The organism is Xenorhabdus stockiae (genome assembly GCF_002632825.1).
In the GTDB taxonomy this organism is placed as follows: Bacteria; Pseudomonadota; Gammaproteobacteria; order Enterobacterales; family Enterobacteriaceae; genus Xenorhabdus; species Xenorhabdus stockiae.
This window is the reverse complement of the sequence record NZ_NJAJ01000001.1, coordinates 193497-209653: the sequence shown is the minus strand read 5'-3', so window position 1 is coordinate 209653 and position 16157 is coordinate 193497. Positions and strand designations below refer to the sequence as shown.

15 protein-coding genes are annotated in these 16157 nt (G+C 40.5%); 8 read left to right on the top strand and 7 right to left on the bottom strand.

Translation table 11 applies throughout. From position 1 onward, the window contains the following. Nucleotides 1-577: phage tail fiber protein (locus Xsto_RS00735; protein ID WP_244590308.1), on the top strand; the 577-nt coding region annotated here is incomplete at its 5' end. Between the two features lie 48 nt (nucleotides 578-625). Here Xsto_RS00735 and Xsto_RS00730 read toward each other — a convergent pair. The 5 genes from Xsto_RS00730 to Xsto_RS00710 all read right to left on the bottom strand — a co-directional run bounded on the left by Xsto_RS00730 (nucleotide 626) and on the right by Xsto_RS00710 (nucleotide 5769). Further along, nucleotides 626-1150: a phage tail protein gene (locus tag Xsto_RS00730; protein WP_099123783.1), complete on the bottom strand. Its 525-nt coding sequence runs from the start codon at nucleotides 1148-1150 to the stop codon at nucleotides 626-628. A gap of 147 nt (nucleotides 1151-1297) precedes the next feature. Beyond that, a complete protein-coding gene (locus Xsto_RS00725) occupies nucleotides 1298-1678 on the bottom strand; it encodes a hypothetical protein (protein ID WP_099123782.1) in 381 nt (126 codons plus the stop codon). 839 nt (nucleotides 1679-2517) lie between these two features. After that, nucleotides 2518-3555, bottom strand: coding sequence for an alpha/beta hydrolase family protein (locus tag Xsto_RS00720; RefSeq protein WP_099123781.1), 1038 nt, complete (start codon nucleotides 3553-3555; stop codon nucleotides 2518-2520). Between the two features lie 94 nt (nucleotides 3556-3649). After that, the gene (locus tag Xsto_RS00715; RefSeq protein WP_099123780.1) at nucleotides 3650-4471 is read right to left on the bottom strand and encodes an isocitrate lyase/PEP mutase family protein; all 822 of its coding nucleotides are present in this window, start codon (nucleotides 4469-4471) and stop codon (nucleotides 3650-3652) included. 350 nt (nucleotides 4472-4821) lie between these two features. Next, a complete protein-coding gene (locus Xsto_RS00710) occupies nucleotides 4822-5769 on the bottom strand; it encodes a glycosyltransferase family 9 protein (RefSeq protein ID WP_099123779.1) in 948 nt (315 codons plus the stop codon). A gap of 187 nt (nucleotides 5770-5956) precedes the next feature. Between Xsto_RS00710 and Xsto_RS00705 the strand changes: the two genes are divergently transcribed. Continuing rightward, nucleotides 5957-6451 (top strand): hypothetical protein, encoded by a 495-nt coding sequence (locus Xsto_RS00705; RefSeq protein WP_099108457.1) that lies wholly within the window; start codon nucleotides 5957-5959, stop codon nucleotides 6449-6451. A 244-nt stretch (nucleotides 6452-6695) separates the two neighbouring features. Further along, nucleotides 6696-7448, top strand: coding sequence for a phospholipid-binding lipoprotein MlaA (mlaA, locus tag Xsto_RS00700; RefSeq protein WP_099123778.1), 753 nt, complete (start codon nucleotides 6696-6698; stop codon nucleotides 7446-7448). A 63-nt stretch (nucleotides 7449-7511) separates the two neighbouring features. Here mlaA and fadL read toward each other — a convergent pair whose 3' ends face one another. Next, on the bottom strand, nucleotides 7512-8828 hold the full coding sequence (gene fadL / locus Xsto_RS00695) for a long-chain fatty acid transporter FadL (RefSeq protein ID WP_099123777.1): 1317 nt from the start codon (nucleotides 8826-8828) through the stop codon (nucleotides 7512-7514). A 352-nt stretch (nucleotides 8829-9180) separates the two neighbouring features. Between fadL and Xsto_RS00690 the strand changes: the two genes are divergently transcribed. From Xsto_RS00690 to sixA, 4 genes are all read left to right on the top strand, one after another. Continuing rightward, nucleotides 9181-9477 (top strand): YfcZ/YiiS family protein, encoded by a 297-nt coding sequence (locus tag Xsto_RS00690; RefSeq protein ID WP_099123776.1) that lies wholly within the window; start codon nucleotides 9181-9183, stop codon nucleotides 9475-9477. 295 nt (nucleotides 9478-9772) lie between these two features. Continuing rightward, complete coding sequence (gene fadI / locus Xsto_RS00685) at nucleotides 9773-11083, top strand: acetyl-CoA C-acyltransferase FadI (protein WP_099123775.1); 1311 nt, start codon at nucleotides 9773-9775, stop codon at nucleotides 11081-11083. After that, complete coding sequence (gene fadJ, locus Xsto_RS00680) at nucleotides 11083-13245, top strand: fatty acid oxidation complex subunit alpha FadJ (protein ID WP_099123774.1); 2163 nt, start codon at nucleotides 11083-11085, stop codon at nucleotides 13243-13245. The genes fadI and fadJ overlap by 1 nt, the downstream gene beginning before the upstream one ends. A gap of 398 nt (nucleotides 13246-13643) precedes the next feature. Beyond that, complete coding sequence (sixA, locus tag Xsto_RS00675) at nucleotides 13644-14114, top strand: phosphohistidine phosphatase SixA (RefSeq protein WP_099123773.1); 471 nt, start codon at nucleotides 13644-13646, stop codon at nucleotides 14112-14114. Nucleotides 14115-14148: 34 nt separating this feature from the next. Here the strand turns inward: sixA and smrB are convergent, their stop codons facing one another. Then, nucleotides 14149-14691: an endonuclease SmrB gene (smrB, locus tag Xsto_RS00670; RefSeq protein ID WP_099123772.1), complete on the bottom strand. Its 543-nt coding sequence runs from the start codon at nucleotides 14689-14691 to the stop codon at nucleotides 14149-14151. A 185-nt stretch (nucleotides 14692-14876) separates the two neighbouring features. Between smrB and hutI the strand changes: the two genes are divergently transcribed. Continuing rightward, entirely contained in the window at nucleotides 14877-16130 is a 1254-nt protein-coding gene (hutI, locus tag Xsto_RS00665) for an imidazolonepropionase (RefSeq protein ID WP_099123771.1), read from the top strand. The last annotated feature ends 27 nt before the right edge of the window (nucleotides 16131-16157 follow it).

Sequence of the window (16157 nt, the reverse complement as noted above, 5' to 3'; positions counted from 1 at the left end):
CAATACCCGCACAGGAGATATCGCCGCCAGAGGAACAATTCGAGCCGGTAATGGTATTGTGCTCTCTCTGGGGCAAAATTGCCATCAAGATGGTAGCGGCTATATCAGACCCAGTTCTCCTATCATCGAAATCTTCCCATCGGGCAAATTCACCACTAACGACGAATCCGAAGGCGCCACCGTCTCTAAACCCGGCCTCGGTCACTATCAGGTCACTGGCGTTCTGGGCTATAACGCCGATGGCGCATGGGGTGTGCATGGCGGTATTTCCTCGCCGAAGAACAACAACGGGCTGGAGCTTATCTACATTGATGATAAGGTGAACAAGGACGGCAGTATCACGATTGAAACCTTCCACCGTCAGCATTCCCATTTACCGGAACGCTTTCAGAACAAGCGGATCAAAGCCATTGTGAACGGGGAAAAAGTTTATTATCAGGATGGTGAGCCGTGCGATATTCCCGAAGGCTGTCGTTGGGATGTCCGTGTCCAGATGCCGGAAAATTCGGTGTGGAATGTGAGGCAGAAAGAGGCAGAGGTTGCCACTGATATTGAACAGACTGAATCGGTGGAGTAACGGCATGATTAACCCGCAGAAAATTGCGGGTTAGATGGTTACTCAAAATTAAGCGGCTCTGACGATGTAATTGAAGGCTATGTTGCGTGGGCGACTAACACCAATGTGGGCGCTATCTGTGACCCATTTCCAAGTTTTCCCTGTATCCACGGCCTGTGCACGCACTTCTACGTCGTTACTATTAGGGGGATCCCATTTTAGCGCAGAACGTTCATCGAGTGAGAAATTAACTACAGTGTCAGTCTTATCATTAACATCTTGCACCAAATAAGAGCCTTCCTGCCACGACAAAACCTGCCGGGGAGTATCCACTCCTCGTTCATCATCCCAGCCCCGAATAAATTCACCTCTTAAGTCAGGTAATTTGCCAGATGGGTAGGCAAGGGCAAGTTTTGGATATTTTACTGTATCAAATGAATCACCATTGCATTTAAGCCAACCATCCGGTGGAATTTCTGACGGCCAAGGAATAGGAACGCCAATAGGTATTACGGTATAACCAAAATCTTCATAAGATTGCTGCGCTAATGCAGTATCTTTTAATTCTGATACATCAAGCTTTTTATCTTGCATATTCATTCCCTCATCTAATCAACAATACACATTGCTAAATAACATGAAGGCGGTGGGAGACTTCTCCGCCGGTGAACATCAATAAAAGGGTTCATCAATACGGGAAAGTACGGCTTGATTTACTTCAGTGAATTAATAAACTATCTGTTATGCTTCTGTGGGAGCTAGTGTAAAAATAACCTTCTCGAACGTGTATATATCATATATACCTGCATCTGTTGTGTATGTCCGTAATCCGCTCATAAGTAAATTTCCATTAGCCATTCTGATGCCGTTCCAATGGTCCGCTATAACATAAGATTTTGGGGTAGGCCTAAAACCAGAATAAAAGCCTATTTGAGCTGGCCAGTACTTAGTATTAGAAACAAATTCATATTCTCCACTTACCCATTCGTAAGTTATCTCTCCTATGGATAAGTGACTACTGATAAAAGAACCACTAAATGAACCGTTGGTATCATTACTGTTAGTTATCGTAAGAGTGTGTTTACGATCTTCACTTATATAAATACCATCTATTGAGCCCATAATATTACCCTCTCATCATTAGTTAATAATGCGCTTTATTAAATAACCCATACTAAAAAATGAATACCAAAAGAATTGTAATAGAATGTGCTAATTATTAAATAACAATAAATGATAGAGGAGTTATAAAGAGGTGTTCATTTTGTAGGCATATCAAATTTTCATAATTGGTTGTATTTTAACCTAACGAAGTGTGTGTCAGAATTAACAAATCCTACTTTTTAACCAATTAACTGCTGATTCTACGTTGGAGTAATAAAATCAATCAATTATCTAAATAGGATAATTCTCCCCTTTTAACTCATTGATTTAGTTGAATTCCGTTTCTGTGCAGGAATTAAGCAAAATCAACAAGTTACATAAAGGTGAGAAATCTCACTTTTAACTTTTCCGCATGAAATTTAGGAGTCACCGATTTGGGAGGCTCCTCCTGTCATTCAGGAGGGTATACGAAAATTTTCGGACACCTGCGGCAACTTATTGATTATTCCGTGGTCCTCACTTTGGCTCAATCCTTCCGTTTCAAATAGAAAGATTGACTCACCAGTATAAAAGTAAATTTTATGTACAACGCTATGTGCGTTTTATGTATGTACATATTTATGTGCATTAATTGGTATCTTAGTGGTTAATTTTAATTTATATTTTTGTTTTAAATGAAAATATTTTTGTTAGATATCTTTTTTGTATAAAGATAACTATTTGAGGATAGGTTATTTTTGTGAAAAATGGCGAATTTCAAGAGAAATTTATTTTTAATTGAAAAAAGAAAAACTGCCTCTTTTGAAGACAGTTTTTTATTTAATTAACAGATTTTTATTTTGAAATAGGTAACTTTTTTATTTAGGGAATACTTGTTGGAAAAAGATAAGGATGTGGTTCAGGATCTCATTATGAATTTCTTTCCGGCTTCTATCTCCACCATCTTTACAAATAACTCCACCCTTTGGGTTATTTTTTTCAATAAGAGCGATTGCATTGGGTTTACAATTTGGCCTAAAGCTAAAATGCATTGCATCGTCAATAACGATGTATTTTGATTTCTCTTTTGGAAGGTTTTTAGCCAGATGCTCAGATTCCAGTTCAGCAGGCATATCCCCCACATCAACGCCAGCGGTTATCACGAGTGTTGGTATATTTACCATGCTTAAACTTTGAGGTGAAAAGCCTCTGGTTAGTGCCAGATCAAGGGAAATAATAGCTTTAACTCTTTGGTCACCCAAATCACCATCTAATTTTGCTTTGGTGATTTCATTTTTACCTATTCCTAATTCAGATAATATGTTGCAAGAAGCAAGAATTTGATTGGTTTTGCAGTCAGTAACTAATAAATCTGAGTTGAATCTAGCACCTGTGAGTTCAACAACAGACCAGCCACCTAATGAATGACCAATTGCTGCTATTCGTTCTCTATCAACTAACTTGGCAAAGTCAGATTGCTCTAGGATAAAGTCAATAACACGGCTGAGATCCCTCGGTCTTTCCCATAATTGTGCAGCTGATAGGGGATTTCTATCTTCTGTTGTTGTGCCTGGATGATTTGGAGTTGCAACGATAAAGCCTTTTTTGGCTAATTCCCCTGCAAGCCAATTAAGATTTCGCCAATTTCCTCCATATCCGTGCGACAGAACGACAAGAGGATGTTTTTCTATATCAGGAATAGCATCTTTTATTACTGAAATACCATAATAAGTGGGATGTTCACCAACAATTACAGTATGTCCAATATCATCGGAGGGGTACCACATCACAAAATGTAATGGACGTTCAGTGTTCTTATCTAAAAATATTTCCCGGAAACCTATATTTTCTGATGCGCTGATTTTCACAGAAAAGCATAGAAACAGGAAAATAGTAGCAACTATACGTTTAAACATTACATCCTCAGCAGACAATAAATTTGAACTGCCTTATTTTGTAATAAAGCATTACTCAGTAGAGCATTCCTTTTAGTTAATTATCTGATTGCTATTATCTTGAATTAAGTAAGGCATTTAACGAGGCATAGCTTAACTTTGACTGATCACTATTCTGCAACAAGCCATCCCGTAAAAAATGCTCCATACTCGTCAATGTAGATCCATAGGCTTGTTCGGCAAAGAAAGATCCACCAGAAACCCTTCTTGCTCCGGCAGCAAAAAACTCTTTTACACTCGGTCCTCCGGCTTGAGCCATAATATTTAATGGGCCATTTATGCGGGAGCTGATAGCCCGGCATACTGATAGATCGGTTAATCCGGGGATAAAAATACCATCGGCACCGGCAGCAAGATAAGTATTAGCACGGGAAATTAAATGCTCGGGGTTGGTATCTTCTCCACGAATCCATGAGTCTATACGTGCATTGATGAATAAACTGTAATGTATTTTATTTGCTGCGGTACGTACAGAGGCAATGCGTTCAGCACCATCATTTATAGGCCTTGATTTGCCATTGTTGGAATCTTCAATATTAATCCCAACACATCCGACAAAATATAAATCTTCAACAAGATCATCCATACTTTCATCAGGTGCTAATAAACCATCTTCAACATCCGCTGTTACAGGTAGATTGGTACTGGAAGTAATTAAACCCAGTGCCTTCATTACGATTTTTCGGTCAGCCAGTTGATTATCTGGATAGCCTAAACTCCAGGATATTCCGGCACTGGTTGTTGCAATGGCTTTGGCTCCGGATTTTTCTGCTAAGCGGGTACTCATAACGTCCCATGAATTGGCTAATATGAGTTTTCCTTCTTCGTGTAATTGGCTAAAAATTTGAATTTTTTCATCCAGGCTTATTCTTGTCATGTTGGTTTCTCAATATTTTCTTATAAATATATTCCATAATTGTAAATATCATGGATATGCGTTTTTAGAGTGTTACTAAATAATTGCACTGTGTATTTATATAGTCAATGTTTTGATCGATAAAAAACACTCAAAATTAAAGCTGTAATATCATTATTGCCGTTATTATTATTTCAAGTGAAAATATATCTATGTGACTGAGTTCTATTCTGGTCTGTGTATCTATGCTATTAGTCATGTTTAGAATGGATATAATATCTATTCGTCATCTTTTAATTTATGAAGACGGATAAAAGCCCCGTTATTTGAAACGGGGAAGTTCATTTATGATTATAAATTATTAAATAATTTTAGTTATCAATGAGATGAAAGATTGCATCAGTGACTTGCGCTAAAGGGATATTGTTAACATTTTTGGCATCATATAAGGTAATACACATATCTTTTGATGCTAGTGGGGACCAGTTTTCAGGTTTTGTGATACCATAAAGTGCAACAAGTTTTTTCTTTAGTGCTGCAGCTAAGTGGCAAATACCACCATCGCCAACGACGATTAAAGTCATTTCATTTAATAATGATAAGAAAGAATGTAATGAATTGCATATAACGATTTGGCTATTCCCATTTATACGGGAAACTAGATCTTCAGCTAAATTTATATCATCTGGTAAAGTAGAAATGATAAAATTTGCAGTAGGATGTTTTTTTGAGATTTTATCTGCAATTAGTGCAAGGTTTTCATTGTTAATTAAACTGTTTTTTCTATTGTTGGAAACTGAAAATAAAATCAATGGATTTCCTGAATAAACAGGTTTTGATTGATTGATTATTTTTATCTCAGGAAATAAATCTGATTCTAAATATTGCTCTTTTGGGGAAATTATGCGTAAAACCTTTAATGCCTGATGATAACCTTTTACCGATTTTTTATTAATTGGATAGTTAATTAATTTGGAATCCCATTTTTTATCTGCAACAACAGCATAACGTTTTTTAGCTCCAAGTAACCATAGGAATAAGTTATTTAGTTTCATCGGGCTGGGTTTAGCAGAAATGGCAATGTCAAAGTTCTTTTTGCGGAATTTGAGAGCGGTTTTGGCGATAGAAAAATATTTATTCCCTTTGGGAAGGATGTTGATGTCTACATCAGGACATACATACTTGGCGAGATCATGGTTACCCCGTTCTATGAATAGGCTAATCTCTGCATTTGGGTATTTTTTCTGTAAAAACTTTATTAATGGTTGGGTACAGATAAGATCACCCAGTCCATTTCTGCGTAATATAGCTATTTTCATATTGAATAATAAAAGAAAACTCTTTTTTAATGATAGATTTATAATCTAAAAATAAACCATTTATTTAATATATTCAACGTATTATGTTTTAAATTTCATATTCCTGTTTTTTATGACGACAGTATAGTGTACTTACAGTAATTGACTATAATCTAATCTATCTGATGCTCATCGAAGGAAAAACTCAATGACTATGTTGAAAGAGAGACAACATATGATTGTTCGGGCTATGAATGATAAAAATCATGTGATGAAACCTATCAGTAAGGAAAAACTTCAATTCTTGGGGGAAGCATTTGGATGGGATCAGTTGGCTGACGATATAAATTATTTAGTAAAAGTTGGTTTAGTGAATCATTTCGCTATTCATTTTGATGATAATGGAGGTTATGGCTTTAATCCTGATTCAATGGCTCTTACTGCTGCTGGTGTTGATTACGCTAATATGGATACAATTGATGATGAGATGAAGTCATTCACGATAAAGGTTCATAAAAATACACTTGAACAGATTGAAACAGTCATTAAAACGGCAAATATTCCAGATAATGAGAAGAAGGTGATCTTAGAGTTTATTAGCGAGCAAGGTATTGAAACCGTGCTTGGTAAGTGTATTGATACTATGCTGACGAAGGTAGATCTTGCTACACCTCTGTTTTCTGAAGTTGCCAAAATGAGATGAAATTGGCAGGAAGGATTATCTCTTCCCTGAAGTTTTTCACTTTTTAATAGTGATACTGGGCAAATTTAAAGATATATCCCGGAAGTGAGGGGAGAGCGCAACTCACTGTTTGTCTACATAATCACCGCTCATTTTGATTACCATTAAAGAAAAATTGGCAGTATATTTAGCGTGGGGTTCATTAATTGAAATACATTAACGAGCGGAAGTAGGCAATGGCAAAAGTGATTATGCGGAGAACAGTATGAAGTATCGTCTGAGCGGGGTTGCTCTTACAGCAGTATTACTGGCGGGATGTGCAAACTCATCAAATAATTATGAACAAGGGCGCTCTGATCCGCTGGAAGGGTTTAACCGGACTATGTTCAACTTTAACTATAATGTTCTCGATCCTTATATCTTACGGCCTGCTGCTGTTGTCTGGCATGATTATGTACCGATGCCGGCGCGAAATGGTATTGGCAATTTCATGAGTAATTTGGAAGAACCGGCCAGCATGGTGAATAGTTTTTTGCGCGGAGATATAAAGGAAGGCGCAAAGCATTTTAACCGATTCTTTTTGAATACCATTCTGGGTATGGGGGGGCTTATTGATGTTGCTTCAATGGCAAACCCCAAACTGGCAAAACAGGAACCAATGCGTTTTGGTAGCACCCTTGGGTACTATAATGTTGGTTATGGTCCTTATGTTGTTTTGCCGGGATATGGTAGTTTTACTGCGCGTGACGAAGGTGGGAATATGGCAGATATGACTTACCCTGTATTGAGTTATCTTACCCCTTGGATGGCTGTCGGAAAGTGGGTATTTCAGGGGCTCGAAACTCGCGCACGTTTGCTGGATTCAGATGGCCTGATAAAAAATTCTTCAGATCCGTATCTGATGATGCGTGAAGCCTATTTCCAGCGCCATGATTTTCTGGCTAACGGCGGCAAACTGCTACCGGAAGAAAATCCTAATGCTGCTGCTATTGAGGATGAATTGGATTCTATCGATTAATTTATTGATATAATTAACAAAAAAGGATAGCTGGAGCTATCCTTTTGAGATCATCGAAGATAATTAGAATGCGTAGTTAAGGCCGACACCGGCTAACCATGCAGTACCTTTAGAATCAAACTCGTATGGTGCACCAAGACCTTTTTTCTGGAAGTCTTCTGGTAATTTCTCACTCACATGCACTTTTTTACCACGCATATAAGAAACACCCAGATCTACAGAGGTATCTTTATTAAATGCGTAAGTTGTCCCCACACTTAACCAAAAACGATTTTGGTCAGGAATGGAGATAGAACGATTTTGGGCAGGTACTGGGCTTTCATCGAAAGCGACACCGGTGCGGAATGTCCAGTTATCGTCATGGTAGTAAGTGGTTCCCAGTGAGATACGATAAGCATTGCGGAAACCTTCATGTTTCTCAAATGCGACTTTACCATTATCGTTGCGGGTTGCTTTTAATTCTTTGAACGTATCCCAACCTGTATATAGGAAGCTGTAGTGGATCGCCCATTGTGGCGCTACGCGATTATAACCAGAAATTTCCCACATATCAGGCAGATTCAGATCCAATCGCCCCTGAACTGTCTCGCCGTTTAAGCCGCCCAATATTTTTGGCAGATCATTGCTGTAATCACCTTTTTTGAACTTAACTTTAACTTTTGAACGGTAGGTTAAGCTGTAACGATTATTTTCATCGAACTGATATAAAAGGCCAGCATTCCAGCCGTAACCCCAGTCTTTACCCTCTAAACGAGCTACTTCAGCGGTTGCTGGTATATTAACTTTACCTTCAGTTAATTTTGCTAAAAGTGGCCCTACTTCACCCAGATGACGAACAATTTCAGCATCAGCATAAATGGCATTTAAACCCAGACCAAAGCTAAACTGATCATTGACTTTGTATGCACCAGCCAGATTAAAGTTGCCGGTTTTGAGTGATGTTTTCCCACCAATGGAGCCGGCAGCATAGTTATTACTGAAATTTGTGGATAAACCAAAGTTGCTCGTGAGTGATGCACCAACAAACAACTCATCGGTGACTGGTGTAATGAAATGTAGATTTGGTACTGGTGCATTTGGTGCGATATTTTTCGCATCTGTACTATTTTTAGTAACAGGAGACTCACCAGTAATATCAACTTTTGGCTTAACATAAATAAAACCGCCGGAAAAGGATGGGCGATCAAATAGGGTCATGGCTGCAGGGTTGCGGCTGCCTTCAGAGGCATCTTCTGCAACAACACCTGCCCCAGAAAATGCACGACCTAGTCCTGATGATGAATATTCATTCAATTGAAAACCTGCAGCATTAGCGTTAGATGAAAGAATCGCAACCGCCACTGCTAATGCTGAACGTGAAAATAGGTTTTTCTGGTTCATAACCAAAACCTCATTGTTTAATTATTATTTAACATGCTACTCAAGTAGCTGAGAGCGCGGAATTGTAGAGTCGGTTCATCACAATGACAAATCAGACCAGTGTGAGAAGTATAGGCCTGAGATCGCAATGTGTTGCAAGAATGTTTTTAAAATATGACGAAAATGATTACTAAAATGGGACTTGCTTAACAAAAAATAGACAGTTGGTGTTAACGAGATGTAAACGCGATTTAATTAACGTGCTGAGATCAATAAAGAGTGAAATAAATGGTATTACGCAGTGTAAATAGTGGTTATTAAAGGAAAGTACAACGTAAAATCAGATTTGGATTTTTATTGTCGGAGAAATAAGATGACTGATGTAATTAAGCGCCATGGGGCTAACGAAACAGCCGCTTGCTGTTGTGTTGATGTTGGTACAGTCATTGATAATGAAGAGTGCACGGCTTCTTATCAACAGATTTTTGCCAGCAGTCAGGAAGCAGATGCAATGCTTAATATATTGACAGAAAAAGCAAAAAAGGTGGAATCTGATCCTTGCTTCATCAGCCATAAAATAGAAGAAGTGCATGAAGGTATGCAATTGACCATAGATTTTACATTTAGTTGTCAGGCAGAGGCTATGATATTTCAGCTGGGATTGCGTTAACTACTTTCAGAGTTATAGTTTTCCCATTGTGGTCAAAAATAGTCATACCAATGGGAAAGCTGATGATTATTTGTTGTAACCAATAAGTGTTTCTTCATCTTTTTTTCGCATGCTATCTGTTCAGATCGTATAAATTATAAATCTATTAAAGTTGCGCTTGCTCGCATTTTTAGTTTATTCCTGTTTGCTATTTCCCAACATTACGTTAACAATGCTTCATCAGGTCTGACCTCTTATGAGGTGAGTAAATAATTTTAATCAGTTGATTTAATTAATGATTATTGCAGGAGTTGCTATGAGTCGTTCTTCAACAAAAGTGGCACAACAAAAGGAACGAGTTGCTATTGTCAGTGGGTTGCGTCTTCCTTTTGCTAAACAGGCAACGAACTACCACGGTATTCCGGCTGTTGATTTGGGGAAAGCTGTTGTCAGTGAGTTGGTTATCAGAAGTGGGCTGCCACCAGAGAAGATCGACCAATTGGTTTTTGGTCAGGTTGTTCAAATGCCTGAAGCCCCGAATATTGCACGGGAAATCGTGTTGGGGGCTGGTTTAAGTGTTGGTACAGATGCGTACAGTGTTTCCCGGGCCTGCGCAACCAGTTTTCAGGCGATAGCTAATGTAGCAGAAAGCATTATGGCAGGAACCGTGAATGTGGGAATTGCTGGTGGTGCTGATTCTTCATCTGTTCTGCCAATTGGGGTGACCAAATCACTGGCTCGTACTCTGGTTGATATGAATAAAGCCAAAAGCCTTTCACAACGCCTTAAATTACTGAGCAAGTTGAAATTAAAAGATTTACTACCCGTATCGCCAGCAGTTGCTGAATATTCCACTGGGTTAAGAATGGGCGATACTGCTGAACAAATGGCGAAAACCTACCATATCAGTCGTGAAGCACAGGATGAGCTGGCGCACCGATCTCATTTGATGGCGGCTAAAGCCTGGGAAAAGGGCCTATTACGTGATGAAGTGATATCGGCTCATTTTCCGCCATATCGCGAATCTTTGCAGGAAGATAATAATATCCGCAAAAACTCAGAACTTACGTCTTATGCGAAATTACGCCCGGCTTTTGATCGCAAATATGGCACAGTCACTGCGGCCAATAGTACCCCGCTGACTGATGGTGCCGCGGCAGTGATTTTGATGAGTGAATCCGCTGCTAAAGAACTTGGCATGATGCCATTGGGCTATTTGCGCAGTTATGCATTTTCAGCCATTGATGTCTGGCAGGACATGTTGTTGGGGCCATCATATGCAACTCCACTGGCACTGGACAGAGCAGGGATTACGTTAAGTGATCTTTCCCTTATTGATATGCATGAAGCGTTTGCTGCTCAGACTCTGACAAACCTGAAAATGTTTGCCAGTGATAAATTTGCCCGCGAGAAATTGGGGCGTTCTCAGGCGATTGGTGAGGTTGATATGGATAAATTCAACGTACTAGGTGGCTCAATTGCTTACGGGCATCCATTTGCTGCCACCGGGGCCAGAATGGTGACCCAGACCCTGAATGAACTGCGTCGCCGGGGAGGCGGGTTTGGGCTGACAACAGCCTGTGCAGCTGGTGGCTTGGGTGCGGCGATGGTATTGGAGGTGGAATAATGGCTCTGGATGAAACAATCATGTCAGCAGAACAATCGGTATTCAGTTTTTCTGTCAGAGATGACAGAGTTGGCGTTATTACTATTGATGTTCCGGGTGAGAAAGTTAATACGCTGAAAGCGGAGTTTGTTGAGCAATTTCTGGCAGTTTTCGAGCAGGCACAACAGGTTTCCGGTTTAAAAGGGCTGGTGATTATATCCGGTAAGCCCGACACCTTTATTGCCGGTGCAGATATCACGATGATCGCGGGTTGCCAGACTCAACAGGAAGCAACGGCTCTGGCTGAAAAAGGTCAGGAATTATTTGATAAAATTGCCAGTTATTCTTTACCTATTGTTGCGGCTATTCATGGTGCATGCTTAGGAGGTGGATTGGAATTTGCATTAGCCTGCCATGCACGTATTTGTTCTCTGGATGATAAAACCCGTCTTGGTTTACCTGAAGTACAGCTCGGGTTGTTGCCGGGTTCCGGCGGGACTCAAAGGCTCCCCCGTTTGATTGGTGTCAGCTCTGCATTAGATATGATCCTGACAGGGCGTCAGCTCAAAGCAAAACAGGCAAAACGACTGGGTGTTGTTGATGATGCTGTTCCTTTGGATATTTTGCTGGATGTAGCAGTTCAATATGTTAAGAAAGGTGTGGCTAAGCGCAAACCTCTGGCATGGTCACAACGTCTGTTAGCGAGCGCTCTTGGCAGGCCATTATTATTCCGTATGGTTCAGCAAAAAACGCGGGCCAAAACTCACGGTCATTATCCTGCTCCAGAACGGATCATTGATGTGATCCGTCTTGGTCTGGAGAAAGGGCAAAAAGCCGGTTTGCAGGCAGAATCCAAAGCATTTGGTGAGCTGGCTATGTCGTCAGAATCATCGGCACTGCGTAGTCTGTTTTTTGCTACCACCTCATTAAAAAATGAGACGGGTTCTTCGGAACTGCCTGCTCAGATCAGGCATGTGGGAATTTTAGGTGGTGGCTTGATGGGGGGCGGGATTGCTAATGTAACCGCAACTCGTGGTCATTTACCGTCGCGTATCAAAGATATTAATGAGAGAGGCATTAATCAGGCCCTGAAATATACATGGGATATGCTTTCCAAGCGCGTCAGTCAACGGCGTCTGACTTCATCGGAGCGTTCTCGTCAGATGTCTCTGCTTTCTGGTACTACAGATTACAGTGGTTTTAAACAGGCTGATATTGTGGTTGAAGCTGTATTTGAAGACTTGGTACTGAAACGTAAAATGGTCGCAGAAGTTGAAGCGAATACAAAGGCGGAGACTATTTTCGCGTCTAACACGTCTTCATTGCCGATTCACCAGATTGCGGAAATTGCTAAACGACCGGAGCAGGTTATTGGCCTTCATTACTTCAGCCCTGTAGATAAGATGCCATTGGTGGAAGTCATTCCACATGCCGGAACAAGTGAAAAAACAATAGCAACAGCAGTAGCACTGGCGAAAAAACAGGGTAAAACAGCCATTGTTGTGGGAGATAAAGCCGGGTTTTATGTTAATCGAATTTTATCTCCATATATTAATGAAGCGGGCTATTGTCTGGTGGAAGGGGAACCTATCGAACATATCGATAAGGCTCTGGTTGATTTTGGTTTCCCGATTGGGCCAATCAATTTACTGGATGAAGTTGGTATTGATGTCGGAACCAAAATTATTCCTGTGCTGGTGGATCAATTAGGGGATCGGTTTACACCGCCGGCAATTTTAGATGCTGTGCTGAGTGACGATCGCAAGGGTAAGAAAAACGGTCGTGGTTTTTATTCTTATGCAACTAAAAAGAGTAAGTTCTGGTCATTGAGGAAAAACAGCAAAGAGGCTGATTCTTCCATTTATTCCCTGCTGAAAGTTCAGCCTGTTGCAAAAATGTCACGTCCAGAGATTGCTCAACGTTGTCTGATGTTGATGTTAAATGAAGCTGTACGTTGTCTGGATGAAGGTGTCATCCGCAGCCCTCGTGATGGTGATATAGGTGCCGTATTTGGTATCGGTTTCCCGCCATTTCTGGGAGGGCCATTCCGTTATATGGATAAGCTTGGTAGCCGTCATGTTGTGGAAACTTTGCAACGTCTGGCGCAGCAGTACGGAGACAGGTTTGCACCCTGTGAACGTCTGATTCAGATGGCTGAACAGGATAAGAGATTCTACGAATAACGCATATACACTTCCTCTGGTATTTTTTTAAATAAGTGATACCGGTTCTTTTAACTTAAAGGGCCGGTTTTATCTATAATTGCTAAACAATATATTGTGTATGAATTTTTTATTGTTAAGTTATCAGCTTAATATAATAGCCAAACAATACATATATCACCCATTATTAGTAATTTTATTTAACCGTATTTTGCGGCAGAATATCCTCCAATTTTCATTGAGACCTTTTATCAAAGGTTCACAGTTCGTTCTCAATAATATTATTTTGCTTTCGTGATAAGTTACCTGAAAATGGGTGACTTCAATTCAGCTAATTACCTGAATAATTTCAGGGTTATTTTTGGTAGAATGAAAGTAACTATTAGAATTAGTTCTGAAATTTAACTCAACGGTGAATTATGTTCGTGTTTATTATGCGTCATGGTGATGCTGCTTTTAACTCAATTAGCGATGCAACGCGGGAGTTAACGCCGCGCGGCTGTCAGGAATCGCAGAAAATGGCGCTTTGGCTTGGGCAACAGAAGCCCGAGATTGATTGTGTGCTGGTCAGTCCTTATATCCGGGCGGGGCAGACTCTGCAAGTAGTGCGTGAGAATCTGGTATTACCTGATAGTGAGGAAATGTTAGAAGAGCTAACTCCGTCGGGTGATGCTGAGCTGGTGGCAAGTTACTTACAGGTTTTGGCAGAGCAAGGAAAAAAAGCCATCTTGATAGTTTCTCATTTACCTTTAGTTGGCTATTTAGTGTCTGAACTTTGCCCTGCGCAAACGCCTCCGATGTTTTCGACATCCAGTATTGCCTGTGTGGAACTGGATAAGCAGACACAAAAAGGCCGCCTGCTATGGCAAACCTCTCCGGCACAATTGTAGCCCTGACCAGACCGCAGGTTAAAACGTGCTTTAGCTAACGCTGTATAAACTCATCCTGTTCAACCAAAATGAGTAACGCAGCGTTTCCTCCCCATTCTTTAGGTGCCTGATGAAAAGCGATAATATCAGGATGTTGCGCGAGCCATAGTGGTGTTTGTTGCTTGAGGATATGCTTACCGTGACCATGCATAACACAGGCACAATAGACATTTTCTCGACGACAGGCCGCGATTAACGCTCCGATTTCCTGTTTAGCCTGTAACTGAGTTAATCCGTGTAAATCCAGAAAAAGTTCGGGGGGATAATCACCTCGCCGCAGCTTTTTCAGTTCATAATGATTGGCTCCTTCTCGTACATAACGAGTCGGGCCTTCCATATCCAGATTAGGCTGAAACTCGTCAGAAAAATAGTAACTGGCATCGACCTGTTCTTGCATCAGGCGCTCAGGTGCCATTTGACTGATTTTTTTTCTTTTGGGGGAGTGTAAGACTTTATCCTGAGCAATCCGACGGGTTCCCACTACTGACGTTCTAAATAGACTGATGTCTTCTTCATTTAATGTTTTTTTCTTCTTCATTACATACTAATTCATTAACAACTTTCGGTGATTGTACCCGATTTATTAAGATTTTGCTTAGACGCTATTATTTTTGGGTACATGCTGTTCATAAAATTATTTGACAATTGTGTCTGGTTATAAAATAAATGTATATACAACATAACAGCTGTCAGTAACAACAAAAAAATAACAGGACGAAAATAATGTCGATTGAACTGAAAGATACCGACATTATCTGGCGTAATGCCAGACTTGCCACAATGAACCCTACAATCAGTAACATGGATGGCAAGCATAATTACGGTATTCTGGAACAATATGATTTGATCATACGGGCTGAAAAAATTCTGGCCGTTCTGCCAACGGAGAGTGTGCCAGCTAACCGTTGCGAGGTGATTGATGCAGAACAGCGATTAATTACTCCCGGCCTGATTGACTGTCATACTCATCTGGTTTTTGGTGGTAACCGGGCATCAGAGTGGGAGCAGCGTCTGAATGGTATTTCTTATGCACAAATCAGTGCTAAAGGAGGTGGTATTAATGCTACAGTCAATGCCACCCGGCAAAGTTCAGCCCAACAACTGGAAATCTCGGCTCAAAAGCGGCTGAGTGCGTTAATAGCTGAAGGTGTTACAACCATTGAAATGAAATCAGGCTATGGGCTGGATTTAGAGAATGAAGAGAAACAACTGGACGTTATTCGGATATTAGGGCAGAAAAACCCTGTTGAAATCAGCCCGACTCTGCTTTCTGCTCATGCTGTTCCTCCCGAATACAAACATAATCCTGACGCTTATATTGACTTAGTTTGTAACACTATTCTGCCCAGTCTTTGGCAAAAACAGTTATTTGAATCTGTGGATGTGTTTTGCGAAAGCGTTGGATTCAGTCTTGAACAGACTAAACGTGTCTTTGATGCGGCCAGAAGATTAAATATTCCCGTCAAAGGCCATGTTGAACAGCTTTCCAATCTGGGTGGAACTGAACTGGTTGCTGATTATCAGGGCTTATCTGTTGATCACATTGAATATCTGGATGAAAAAGGTGTTCAGGCAATTAGCCGCAGTGGAACGGTTGCGGTTTTATTGCCGGGGGCATTTTATTTTCTGAAAGAGACACAATGTCCTCCGATTGCTTTATTACGTCAGTACCGCGTACCGATGGCGATTTCTACGGATTTTAATCCGGGAACCAGCCCGTTCACGTCACTACGCATGATGATGAATATGGCTTGTGTCCAGTTCGGTCTGACACCGGAAGAAGCATGGCAGGGGGTGACTATTCATGCTGCCCGAGCATTGGGCAGATCCGAAAGTCATGGTCAGATAGCAGCAGGTTATATGGCTGATTTTATTGTTTGGGATGCAAAAGAACCCGTAGATATATTATATGAGTTAGGTCGTAACCCCTTGGTTTACCGTGTCTATCGCGGCGTAATTACGCATAATTTTTTGTGAACAGTCTTTTATGAACAATAAATATTA

Bases quoted from the DNA above. Each gene is read 5' to 3' on its own strand.
- Xsto_RS00730 (WP_099123783.1), bottom strand. From the start codon at position 1,150: ATGCAAGATAAAAAGCTTGATGTATCAGAATTAAAAGATACTGCATTA.
- Xsto_RS00725 (WP_099123782.1), bottom strand. From the start codon at position 1,678: ATGGGCTCAATAGATGGTATTTATATAAGTGAAGATCGTAAACACACT.
- Xsto_RS00720 (WP_099123781.1), bottom strand. From the start codon at position 3,555: ATGTTTAAACGTATAGTTGCTACTATTTTCCTGTTTCTATGCTTTTCT.
- Xsto_RS00715 (WP_099123780.1), bottom strand. From the start codon at position 4,471: ATGACAAGAATAAGCCTGGATGAAAAAATTCAAATTTTTAGCCAATTA.
- Xsto_RS00710 (WP_099123779.1), bottom strand. From the start codon at position 5,769: ATGAAAATAGCTATATTACGCAGAAATGGACTGGGTGATCTTATCTGT.
- Xsto_RS00705 (WP_099108457.1), top strand. From the start codon at position 5,957: ATGACTATGTTGAAAGAGAGACAACATATGATTGTTCGGGCTATGAAT.
- mlaA (WP_099123778.1), top strand. From the start codon at position 6,696: ATGAAGTATCGTCTGAGCGGGGTTGCTCTTACAGCAGTATTACTGGCG.
- fadL (WP_099123777.1), bottom strand. From the start codon at position 8,828: ATGAACCAGAAAAACCTATTTTCACGTTCAGCATTAGCAGTGGCGGTT.
- Xsto_RS00690 (WP_099123776.1), top strand. From the start codon at position 9,181: ATGACTGATGTAATTAAGCGCCATGGGGCTAACGAAACAGCCGCTTGC.
- fadI (WP_099123775.1), top strand. From the start codon at position 9,773: ATGAGTCGTTCTTCAACAAAAGTGGCACAACAAAAGGAACGAGTTGCT.
- fadJ (WP_099123774.1), top strand. From the start codon at position 11,083: ATGGCTCTGGATGAAACAATCATGTCAGCAGAACAATCGGTATTCAGT.
- sixA (WP_099123773.1), top strand. From the start codon at position 13,644: ATGTTCGTGTTTATTATGCGTCATGGTGATGCTGCTTTTAACTCAATT.
- smrB (WP_099123772.1), bottom strand. From the start codon at position 14,691: ATGAAGAAGAAAAAAACATTAAATGAAGAAGACATCAGTCTATTTAGA.
- hutI (WP_099123771.1), top strand. From the start codon at position 14,877: ATGTCGATTGAACTGAAAGATACCGACATTATCTGGCGTAATGCCAGA.